Here is an 11,346-nt window from a genome sequence, read left to right as displayed (position 1 = left end):
GGGTCGCGGAGAACATCGGCCGGGACTTCTTGAGCTGAGCGGTTCTAGCCCGTCCGGCGTTTGAGGACGAGCGCGAAGCGCGACAAGGGGGGCCTGGGGGGCGAAGCCCCCAGATAGGGGACGGGTAGGGTCGAGGGGGCGAAAACCCGCGAAGCGGACCCCGCCAACACTGAAGGGCCCCGAACCACTCAGGTTCGGGGCCCTTCAGTCACGTACGGGAAACCGCTACGGCAGTTGCGCGGCCCGCGCCTCCCGCCGGTTGTCCCGGAAGTTGTTCACCTTCCGAGCCGTGGCGAAGAGGGGAATGACCGCTCCCATGACCAGCTGCAACGCGCAGCCCGTCTGAAGGAGCAGCCCGCCACTCGGGGCGTCGAAGGCCCAGGCCGCCAGCAGCCCCATGCTGAGCACGATCCAGGACAGCATCGCCACCGCGAGGCGACCGCGCGGCTTCGGGTACTCGACCCGGCTCACCATCAGCCACGCGGTACCGATGATCGCCATGAGCGTGGCGACGAACGGCAGCTCGAGCAGGACGATGGAGACCACGGTCAAGGCGCCGAACGGCGACGGCATGCCCTGGAATGTGCCGTCCTTGACGGTCACGCAGGAGAATCTCGCCAGCCGGAGGACCACGGCCAGCAGGACCACGATGGCCCCCACCGCCGCCACCCGCTGATGCGCGTCGTCCGCGACCATGCCGTAGACCAGCACGAAGTACGCCGGCGCGAGACCGAAGCTGATCAGGTCCGACAGGTTGTCCAGCTCCGCGCCCATGGGGGAGGAGCGCAGTTTGCGGGCGACCAGACCGTCGAAGAGGTCGAAGACCGCCGCGCAGAGCATGAGGATGACGGCCGTCGCGGCGCTGTGCCGCGCCATGCCCGTCTCCTGGCTGCCGGTGAGGTGCGGGATCAGAATGCCCGTGGTGGTGAAGTACACCGCCATGAAGCCGCACGTGGCGTTACCGAGCGTGAGAGTGTCCGCTATTGAGAGGCGGAGCGAGAGAGGCATCTCCTCCTCGTCGTCCACTCCATCGGCCTCCGGCACCCAGCCGGCCTGTGTCTCGGGATCAATCACGGTCAATTCGAGTCACCCCAGCCACGGTCTTCTGACCGACCTCCACAGCAACCTCGACACCCTCGGGGAGGTAGATGTCGACACGCGAGCCGAAGCGGATCAGACCGATCCGGTCACCCTGCTCGACCTTGGTGCCCTGCGGGATGTACGGGACGATGCGACGGGCGACCGCGCCGGCGATCTGGATCATCTCGATGTCACCGAGCTCGGTGTCGAAGTGCCAGACGACGCGTTCGTTGTTCTCGCTCTCCTTGTTGAACGCCGGCACGAACCCGCCGGGGATGTGCTCGACCGACGTCACCGTGCCGGAGAGCGGCGCGCGGTTGACGTGGACGTTGAGCGGGCTCATGAAGATCGCGACGCGGGTCCGTCCGTCCTTCCAGGGCATGATGCTCTGCACCACACCGTCGGCGGGCGAGATGACCCGGCCCGGTGCGATCTCACGCTCGGGATCACGGAAGAACCACAGCATCCCGGCCGCGAGCGCGGTGGCGGGTACGGCGACGGCCTTGGCGGCGCCGGAGCGGCGCGCGCGGGCCAGGCTGAGTGCTGCGGTGGCAACGGTCGGGAGAAGCCACGGCGATGCTCCGCGCGCGAGGCGTACGCTTGCCAGGCTGTCGCGTGGTGCAGAGGTTTGGCTGTGGGGCATGGATGACCTTCGTAGCGGATGATGCCGCGCTGGAACGGGGGACGGCGGCTTTCCGGCGATCGTACCGGTCGCGGGCAACAACTGGGCAAGCCAGGAAGCCGAGTCGACGGCCGAAGAGTGTTGACGGGGTGTGATCTTCTTCGCGAAGAAAACACCCCGAACCGGGACATCTAGCCCTGGAGTCGATACTCTTCGAGCAACCTGCGCCCGATGATCATTTTCTGGATTTCGGCGGTACCTTCACCGATCAACAGCATCGGGGCCTCACGATACAGGCGCTCGATCTCGTACTCCTTGGAGAAGCCGTAGCCGCCGTGGATCCGGAAAGCGTCCTCCACGACCTCCTTGCAGTACTCGGAGGCGAGGTACTTCGCCATCCCCGCTTCGAGGTCGTTTCGTTCGCCAGAGTCCTTTTTGCGTGCCGCGTTCACCATCATGGCATGGGCGGCCTCGACCTTGGTAGCCATCTCGGCGAGCTTGAACTGGATGGCCTGGTGCTGGGCGATCTGCTTGCCGAAGGTGTGGCGCTGCTGGGCATAGGAGACGCCCAGCTCAAAGGCGCGCTGAGCGACGCCGCAACCACGGGCCGCGACGTTGACGCGGCCGACCTCCACTCCGTCCATCATTTGGTAAAACCCTCGGCCGGTGGTCCCGCCGAGCACACGATTGGCCGGAATGCGCAGTCCGTCCATGATGAGTTCGGTGGTGTCGACGCCCTTGTAGCCCATCTTGTCGATCTTCCCGGGAATGGTGAGGCCGGGGCGGACCTCTCCGAAGCCGGGCTCCTTCTCCACCAGGAAGGTCGTCATCGACTTGTGGGGCGGCGTGCCCTCGGGGTGTCCTTCGTCACTCCGGACGAGAACGGCCACCAGAGTCGATGTGCCGCCGTTCGTCAGCCACATCTTCTGACCGTTCAGGACGTACTCGTCGCCGTCCTTGACCGCCTTGGACGAGATCGCGGACACGTCCGAGCCGAGCGCCGGCTCCGACATGGAGAAGGCGCCCCGCACCTCGCCCAGCGCCATCCGGGGCAGGAAGTACTCCTTCTGCTCCTGGGTGCCGTGCTGCTTGAGCATGTACGCCACGATGAAGTGCGTGTTGATGATGCCGGACACCGACATCCAGCCGCGGGCGATCTCCTCGACGCAGAGCGCGTACGTCAGGAGGGACTCGCCCAGACCGCCGTACTCCTCGGGGATCATCAGGCCGAAGAGGCCCAGCTCCTTGAGGCCGTCGACGATCTGCTGCGGGTACTCGTCGCGGTGCTCCAGCTCGGTGGCGACCGGGATGATCTCCTTGTCCACGAAGTCGCGGACGGTGGAGAGGATCTCCTGCTGGATGTCGGTGAGACCTGCGGTCTGGGCGAGTCGCGCCATGGCTACTTCTCCTGCTGCTTCAGTTCGGGACGGCCGGGCTGCTCGCCGCCGCGCTCCTTGATGTATGTCTCGGTGGGGACCATCACCTTGCGGCGGAACACGCAGACCAGCGTGCCGTCCTGCTTGTAGCCCTTGGTCTCGACATAGACGATTCCACGGTCGCTCTTCGACTTCGACGGCGTCTTGTCCAGGACCGTGGTCTCGCCGTAGAGCGTGTCGCCGTGGAAGGTCGGCGCCACGTGACGCAGCGACTCGATCTCCAGGTTCGCGATCGCCTTGCCCGAGACGTCCGGCACGGACATGCCGAGCAGCAGCGAGTAGATGTAGTTCCCGACTACGACGTTCTTCCCGAAGTCCGTCGTGTTCTCCGCATAGTTGACGTCCATGTGGAGCGGGTGGTGGTTCATGGTCAGCAGACAGAAGAGGTGGTCGTCGTACTCCGTGACCGTTTTTCCGGGCCAGTGCTTGTAGACCGCGCCGACCTCGAACTCCTCGTAGGTGCGTCCGAACTGCATGGTGCTCAGGCCTCCGGGGCTTCGAACTTGCTGGTGCGCTGCATGCCGGCGGCCCGTCCCTTGCCCGAGATGACCAGCGCCATCTTGCGGCTGGCCTCGTCGATCATCTCGTCGCCGAGCATCGCGGAGCCCTTCTTGCCGCCCGCCTCGGACGTGCAGTAGTCGTACGCGTCCAGGATCAGCTCGGCGTGGTCGAAGTCCTCCTGGGAGGGCGAGAAGATCTCGTTGGCCGCGGCGACCTGGTCCGGGTGCAGCACCCACTTGCCGTCGAAACCGAGGGCGGCGGCGCGCTGGGCGACCTCGCGGTAGCCCTCCTGGTTGCGGATCTGCAGGTAGGGACCGTCGATCGCCTGGAGGTTGTGCGTGCGCGCGGCCATCAGGATGCGCATCAGGATGTAGTGGTACGCGTCCGCCGGGTAGCCCGGGGGCTGCTCGCCGACGACGAGCGACTTCATGTTGATCGACGCCATGAAGTCGGCCGGGCCGAAGATGATGGTCTCTACACGCGGCGAGGCAGCGGCAATGTCGTCAACATTGACCAGACCCTTCGCGTTCTCGATCTGCGCCTCAATACCGATCTTGCCGACCTCGAAGCCCATCGTCTTCTCGATCTGCGTCAACAGCAGATCAAGAGCGACGACCTGCTGGGCGTCCTGGACCTTCGGCAGCATGATGCAGTCAAGGTTCTGGCCCGCGCCCTCGACCACGGTCACGACATCGCGGTACGTCCACTGGGTCGTCCAGTCGTTGACGCGCACGACCCGCGTCTTGCCGGTCCAGTCGCCCTCGTTGAGGAACTTGACGATGGTGTGCCGCGCCTCGGGCTTGGCCAGCGGGGCGCACGCGTCCTCCAGGTCGAGGAAGACCTGGTCGGCGGGGAGGCCCTGCGCCTTCTCCAGGAAGCGCGGGTTCGAGCCCGGCACGGCCAGGCAGGAGCGCCGCGGGCGAAGGCGGTTGACGGGGCTGGTCATGCGGGGACCTCCAGAGGGTCGAGCTTGTTCGCTTTGCGGATCTCGTCGACGATACGGCCGATGATTCCGGTGATGTCGAAGTCCTTCGGGGTGAAGACCGCGGCCACTCCCGCGGCCCGCAGCTGTTCGGCGTCGGCGTTCGGGATGATCCCGCCCGCGATCACCGGAATGTCGGCCGCGCCGGCCTCGCGCAGCCGCTCCAGCACGTCCGGCACCAACTGGGCGTGCGAACCGGACAGGATGGACAGCCCGACGCCGTGCACGTCCTCGGCGACGGCCGCGGCCACGATCTCCTCGGGCGTCAGCCGGATGCCCTGGTAGACCACCTCGAACCCGGCGTCGCGGGCCCGCACGGCGATCTGCTCGGCGCCGTTGGAGTGCCCGTCCAGGCCCGGCTTGCCCACCAGGAAGCGGAGCTTGCCGACGCCGAGGTCCTTCGCCGTCAGCTCCACCTTTCGGCGCACCAGCGCCAGCGCGGTGCCCTGCTCGGCGGTCACCGCGACGGGCGCGGACGACACACCGGTGGGGGCGCGGAACTCGCCGAACACCTCGCGCAGGGCCCCGGACCACTCGCCGGTCGTGACTCCGGCCCGGGCGCACTCCAGGGTGGCCTCCATGAGGTTGTCGGTGCCCTTGGCGGCCTCCTTCAGCCGCTCCAGCGCCTTGCAGGGGCGCGGGTGGTTGAAGGGCGGCTGGTAGCGCGTGTCCCGCCAGTGCTGGAGCGCGGAGATCACCCGGGCCTCGACCGCCGGGTCGACCGTCTGGATCGCCGCGTCCAGGTCGGCCGTCAGCGGGTTCGGCTCGGTCGACTCGAAGATGTTGACGCCGACGATCTTCTCCTGGCCGGACTCGATACGGGCCCGGCGCTCGGCGTGCGACGAGACGAGCTGCGACTTCAGATAGCCCGACTCGACGGCGGCCATCGCGCCGCCCATCTCCTGGATCCGGTCGATCTCGGCGAACGACTCCTCGACCAGCTCCGCCACCTTGGCCTCGACGACGTGCGAGCCCTCGAAGATGTCGGCGTACTCCAGCAGATCGCTCTCGTACGCGAGCACCTGCTGCATCCGCAGCGACCACTGCTGGTCCCAGGGCCGGGGCAGGCCGAGCGCCTCGTTCCAGGCGGGCAACTGCACGGCACGCGCGCGTGCGTCCTTCGAGAGCGTCACGGCCAGCATCTCGAGCACGATCCGCTGGACGTTGTTCTCCGGCTGCGCCTCGGTCAGACCGAGGGAGTTGACCTGGACGCCGTACCGGAAGCGCCGCTGCTTGGGGTCCTCGATGCCGTACCGTTCGCGCGTGATCTTGTCCCAGATCCGGCCGAACGCCCGCATCTTGCACATCTCCTCGACGAAGCGGACGCCCGCGTTCACGAAGAAGGAGATACGGGCGACGACGTCACCCTTGCGGTCCTCGGCGATCTGCCCGGACGCGAACACCGCGTCCAGCACGGCGATCGCGGTGGACATCGCGTACGCGATCTCCTGGACCGGCGTGGCGCCCGCCTCCTGCAGGTGGTAGCTGCAGATGTTGATCGGGTTCCACTTCGGGATGTGGTTCACCGTGTAGGTGATCATGTCGGTCGTGAGACGGAGTGAGGGAATCGGCGGGAAGACATGCGTCCCGCGCGACAGGTACTCCTTCACGATGTCGTTCTGGGTCGTGCCCTGGAGCTTGGTGATGTCCGCGCCCTGCTCCTCGGCGACGACCTGATAGAGCGCCAGCAGCCACATGGCGGTGGCGTTGATCGTCATCGAGGTGTTCATCTGCTCCAGGGGTATGTCCTGGAACAGACGGCGCATGTCACCGAGGTGCGACACCGGCACGCCGACCCGGCCGACCTCGCCGCGGGCGAGGATGTGGTCGGGGTCGTAGCCGGTCTGCGTCGGCAGGTCGAAGGCGACCGACAGACCGGTCTGGCCCTTGGCGAGGTTGCGCCGGTACAACTCGTTGGACGCCTCGGCGGTGGAGTGACCGGCGTACGTGCGCATCAGCCACGGCCGGTCCCTTTCCTTTTGCGCCTGCGCCCGAGGGCGCTCGGTGCCGGTGTCGACGTTCCTCAGCCCGCGGTCGCTTCGCTCCCTCGGCTTCGTCTCTTTCGACACCGGCGCGCCCTCAGGCGCAGGCGCGGGCTGGCGCTCAGTCATCTGCGGGACCTCAGACGTTCCGGAAGCGGTTGATGGCGTCGATGTGCTGGGCGCGCTTCTCCTCGTCGCGCACGCCGAGGCCCTCGCGGGGCGCCAGCGCGAGAACGCCGACCTTGCCCTGGTGGAGGTTGCGGTGCACGTCGTACGCGGCCTGCCCGGTCTCCTCCAGGGAGTACACCTTGGAGAGCGTCGGGTGAATCTTGCCCTTGGCGACCAGCCGGTTGGCTTCCCAGGCCTCGCGGTAGTTGGCGAAGTGCGAGCCGACGATCCGCTTCAGTGACATCCACAGGTAGCGGTTGTCGTACTCGTGGTTGTAGCCAGAGGTCGAGGCACAGGTGACGATGGTGCCGCCCTTGCGGGTGACGTACACGCTCGCGCCGAAGGTCTCGCGGCCAGGGTGCTCGAAGACGATGTCCACGTCCTCGCCACCGGTCAGCTCGCGGATGCGCTTGCCGAAGCGCTTCCACTCCCTCGGGTCCTGGGTGTGCTCGTCCTTCCAGAACTTGTAGTCCTCGGCGTTGCGGTCGATGATCGCCTCTGCGCCCATCTTCCGGCAGATGTCCGCCTTCTGCGGGCTGCTCACGACACAGATGGGGTTGGCGCCACCGGCGAGCGCGAACTGCGTGGCGTACGAGCCGAGTCCACCGCTCGCGCCCCAGATCAGGACGTTGTCGCCCTGCTTCATGCCGGCGCCGTTGCGGGAGACGAGCTGCCGGTACGCGGTGGAGTTCACAAGCCCCGGAGCGGCGGCTTCCTCCCAGCTCAGGTGATCCGGCTTCGGCATCAGCTGGTTGGACTTGACGAGCGCGATCTCGGCGAGGCCGCCGAAGTTGGTCTCGAAGCCCCAGATGCGCTGTTCGGGGTCGAGCATCGTGTCGTTGTGGCCGTCGGAGGACTCCAGCTCGACCGACAGACAGTGCGCGACGACCTCGTCACCGGGCTTCCAGGCGTTCACGCCCGGGCCGGTGCGCAGGACGACGCCCGCGAGGTCGGAGCCGATGATGTGGTACGGCAGGTCGTGGCGCTTGGTGAGCTCGCTGAGCCTGCCGTAGCGCTCCAGGAAGCCGAAGGTCGACAGCGGCTCGAAGATCGAGGTCCAGACCGAGTTGTAGTTGACGGAGGAGGCCATGACGGCCACCAGGGCCTCGCCCGGGCCGAGCTCCGGCACCGGCACGTCGTCCAGGTGGATCGACTTGCGGGGGTCCTTGTCGCGGGTGGCGAGCCCGGTGAACATCTCGGTCTCGTCCTTGTGCACGGTGATCGCGCGGTACGACTCGGGGAGCGGCAAGGCGGCGAAGTCGGCGGCCGTGGCCGTCTGCGACTGAATCGCGTCCAGGATTTCCTTCACGGTGTTGCCTCCGGCGACTGGCGTCTTTGAGGGGAGACGCTGAGGGTTACGTCGGTGCTGCTGTTGGTGTGAGGGGGTGCCGTCGGTTCGGCGGAGGTGGTGCTGGCAGCGCTTTGTGGCGCGGGAGGTTGCCTGTGACGCAGGCGTCCGGGCGCGCAGGCCATTGGCTTGCGGGGACAGCCGGCGTACGAAAGGTCTCTGCACGCCGGCCGCCCGGACCTCTTCAACGTATGGCACGGCGTGTCACCTGACAAGGCACGGAGTGCCAGAAGTTGCGCTCAGGTGAAATCTTTACGTAACACGTGAGCGATGATCGATCAGATTGCGCGATGATCGATCGAATTCAGGGCGCAAAAACGCCGGACGCGCTCAAATTGAGCCCGTCCGGCGATGAGTAAGCGTGTCCCGTGATGGAGGAACAAACGGCGGAGTCGCGCGGTGAGGGAAGTCGCTACGACCGTTCCTTGAGCGCCTGCTCGATGGTTCGCATCACCTGATCCAAGGGGGCGTCGACCCGGGCCACGGTCACCAGGACGTCCCCCTCCGTGAAGGAGGAAGCCGGCGCCAGCTGAGGCGAGGCATCCCGCCCGGCGCCGATCCCGGTGCCGAACGTCTTGCGGACGATGGCGAACGCGTGGTCGAGCTGTGCCTCGACGTCGCCCTGGCCCCCCGCCCGCAGCCAGCGCCGTAGGACGTGGTTGTGTGCCGTGACCACGGCCGACGCGGCGACCTCCGCGAGCAGCGGATCGTCATTGGCGTCGTCGTCGTGCGCGTGCTCGTCGAAGTGGCCCAGGAGATAGCGGGTGAAGAGCCGCTCGTAGCGGGCCACCGAGGCGATCTCGGCCTCCCGCAGCGTCGGCACTTCGCGCGTCAGCTTGTAGCGCGAGACCGAGATCTCGGGCCGGGCCGCGTACATCCTCATGACTTCCTTGATGCCACGGCACACCGTGTCGAGCGGATGCTCGTGTGCGGGCGCCGCGTTGAGCACCGCCTCGGCCCGGATCAACGTGTCGTCGTGATCGGGGAAGATCGCCTCTTCCTTGGAGCGGAAGTGGCGGAAGAAGGTTCGGCGTGCCACCCCGGCCCGGGCCGCGATCTCGTCGACGGTGGTCGCCTCGTACCCCTTGGTCGCGAACAGCTCCATGGCCGCGGCCGCCAGCTCCCGGCGCATCTTGAGCCGTTGCGCGGCGGCGCGACTGCCCGCGGCACTTTCCGGTGCGTCGGGCGTGGCTGGTGTACGTGAGGACTTGGCGGGCTGGGACATGACCCGAACGTACTGCATGTGCGCAGGAGAGCGCGCATGTCCGGGGATCCCCCCGCCCTGAGCGGGCGGGGGGATCGCGGCCGGGCCGAGCAGCCCGCCCCAGTCGTCGTTGTCTGCCGGCCAGTCGCCCGGACGCTCAGCGCCGGGCATATTCGCGGAAGCCGCGGCCCGTCTTGCGGCCGAGGCAGCCCGCGGCCACCAGGTGCTCCAGGAGCGGCGCCGGGGCCAGGCCCGGGTCGCGGAACTCGCGGTGCAGGACCTTCTCGATGGCCAGGGAGACGTCGAGCCCGACCACGTCCAGCAGCTCGAAGGGGCCCATGGGGTAGCCACCGCCCAGCTTCATGGCCGCGTCGATGTCGTCGAGGGACGCGTAGTGCTCCTGCACCATCTTGATCGCGTTGTTCAGGTACGGGAACAGCAGCGCGTTCACGATGAAACCGGCCCGGTCGCCGCAGTCCACCGGGTGCTTGCGGATCTTCGCGCAGACCTCGCGCACGGTGGCGTGCACATCGTCCGCGGTCAGCACGGTCCGCACCACCTCGACGAGCTTCATCGCCGGGGCCGGGTTGAAGAAGTGCATGCCGATCACGTCCTGCGGGCGCGAGGTGGCGCGGGCGCAGGCGACGACGGGCAGCGAGGAGGTGGTGGTGGCGAGGATCGCGCCGGGCTTGCAGACCTTGTCGAACGTGGCGAACAGCTGCTGCTTGATCTCCAGGTCCTCGGCGACCGCCTCCAGCGCCAGATCCACCTCGGCGAAGGCGTCGTACGAGCCCGCCGGGGTGATCCGCTCCAGGGTCTGGGCCGCCGCCTCGGCCGTCATCCGTCCCTTGTCGACAGAGCGCGAAAGCGACTTGCCTATACGGGCCTTGGCGGCCTGCGCCTTCTCCTCGCTGCGGGCGGCGAGGACGACCTCGTACCCGGCCTTCGCGAAGACCTCGGCGATGCCGGACGCCATCGTGCCCGAGCCGGCGACACCCACGGAGCGGACGCCGCGGCCGGGGGTCGAAGCGGCTCCCTCCAGCGGCGTCAGCGCGTCCCGCACGACGGCGGCGCTGCCGGGAGCGTCGTACGAGTAGAAGCCGCGCCCCGACTTGCGACCGGTCAGGCCCGCCTGGCTGAGCTGCTTGAGGATGGGCGCCGGTGCGTGCAGCCGGTCGCGCGACTCGGTGTACATGGCCTCCAGGACCGTCCGCGCGGTGTCCACGCCGATCAGGTCGAGCAGCGCCAGCGGGCCCATGGGCAGTCCGCAGCCGAGCTTCATCGCGGCGTCGATGTCCTCGCGGGAGGCGTACTTCGCCTCGTACATCGCGGCGGCCTGGTTCAGGTAGCCGAACAGCAGTCCATCGGCGACGAATCCGGGCCGGTCGCCCACCGCGACGGGCTCCTTGCCGAGTTCGAGGGCGAGGTCCGTGACCGCGGCGACGGCGCTGGGCGCCGTCAGCACCGAGGAGACGACCTCGACGAGTTTCATCGCCGGGGCCGGGTTGAAGAAGTGCAGGCCGAGCACGCGCTCGGGGCGGGCCGAGTCGGCGGCGAGACGCGTCACCGACAGGGCGTTGGTGCCCGTCGCGAGGATGGTCTCGGGGCGCACGACGCCGTCGAGCGCCCGGAAGACCTGCTGCTTGATGTCGTAGGACTCCGGGGTCACCTCGATGACCAGGTCGGCGTCGGCCGCGGCCTGCAGATCGGTGAACGTGCGGAAGCGGGAGAGGACGTCGCCGCGCTCCTGCTCGGTGAGGCGCTCACGCAGCACCGCGCGGGCCGTGGAGGCCTCGAGAGCGGTGACGGCCTGGGCGGCCGCGGCCTCGCTGATGTCGATGCCGATGACTTCGCGGCCGGCCCGGGCGAGGACCTCGGCGATGCCGGTGCCCATGGTGCCGAGGCCGATGACGGCGACGGTCTTCAGCGGGGACAGAGGGGTGTCGGACAGGGGAGTGGCCATCGCGGGACTCCAGGAAGAGGGTGACGACTGAGGAGCGCACGCGGGCACGCCAACGAGCGC

The 11,346-nt window shown here is 67.9% G+C and carries 9 protein-coding genes; all 9 read right to left on the bottom strand.

Features of this window, described 5'->3' with window-relative positions; translation table 11 throughout:
• Positions 1-225: 225 nt before the first annotated feature.
• Complete coding sequence (pssA, locus tag AB0D27_RS27830; protein ID WP_362514200.1) at positions 226-1,044, bottom strand: CDP-diacylglycerol--serine O-phosphatidyltransferase; 819 nt, start codon at positions 1,042-1,044, stop codon at positions 226-228.
• A 22-nt stretch (positions 1,045-1,066) separates the two neighbouring features.
• Complete coding sequence (locus AB0D27_RS27825) at positions 1,067-1,723, bottom strand: phosphatidylserine decarboxylase (protein WP_362514192.1); 657 nt, start codon at positions 1,721-1,723, stop codon at positions 1,067-1,069.
• A gap of 170 nt (positions 1,724-1,893) precedes the next feature.
• Positions 1,894-3,099, bottom strand: coding sequence for an acyl-CoA dehydrogenase family protein (locus AB0D27_RS27820; RefSeq protein WP_362514189.1), 1,206 nt, complete (start codon positions 3,097-3,099; stop codon positions 1,894-1,896).
• A gap of 2 nt (positions 3,100-3,101) precedes the next feature.
• Entirely contained in the window at positions 3,102-3,614 is a 513-nt protein-coding gene (locus AB0D27_RS27815) for a MaoC family dehydratase (protein ID WP_362514186.1), read from the bottom strand.
• Between the two features lie 5 nt (positions 3,615-3,619).
• Positions 3,620-4,585: a CoA ester lyase gene (locus tag AB0D27_RS27810; RefSeq protein ID WP_362514183.1), complete on the bottom strand. Its 966-nt coding sequence runs from the start codon at positions 4,583-4,585 to the stop codon at positions 3,620-3,622.
• Positions 4,582-6,648, bottom strand: a complete 2,067-nt coding sequence (locus tag AB0D27_RS27805; protein ID WP_362514198.1) for a protein meaA — start codon at positions 6,646-6,648, stop codon at positions 4,582-4,584. The genes AB0D27_RS27810 and AB0D27_RS27805 overlap by 4 nt, the downstream gene beginning before the upstream one ends.
• A gap of 94 nt (positions 6,649-6,742) precedes the next feature.
• Positions 6,743-8,080 carry a crotonyl-CoA carboxylase/reductase gene (ccrA, locus tag AB0D27_RS27800; RefSeq protein ID WP_362514180.1) on the bottom strand — a complete coding sequence of 446 codons (1,338 nt, stop codon included), beginning with the start codon at positions 8,078-8,080 and terminating at the stop codon, positions 6,743-6,745.
• A 451-nt stretch (positions 8,081-8,531) separates the two neighbouring features.
• A complete protein-coding gene (locus tag AB0D27_RS27795; protein ID WP_362514177.1) occupies positions 8,532-9,344 on the bottom strand; it encodes a TetR family transcriptional regulator in 813 nt (270 codons plus the stop codon).
• A gap of 136 nt (positions 9,345-9,480) precedes the next feature.
• Complete coding sequence (locus AB0D27_RS27790; RefSeq protein WP_362514174.1) at positions 9,481-11,286, bottom strand: 3-hydroxyacyl-CoA dehydrogenase family protein; 1,806 nt, start codon at positions 11,284-11,286, stop codon at positions 9,481-9,483.
• Between the last annotated feature and the right edge of the window lie 60 nt (positions 11,287-11,346).

The organism is Streptomyces sp. NPDC048415, from assembly GCF_040651675.1.
In the GTDB taxonomy this organism is placed as follows: domain Bacteria; phylum Actinomycetota; class Actinomycetes; order Streptomycetales; family Streptomycetaceae; genus Streptomyces.
This window is presented reverse-complemented; position numbering and strand designations above follow the sequence as displayed.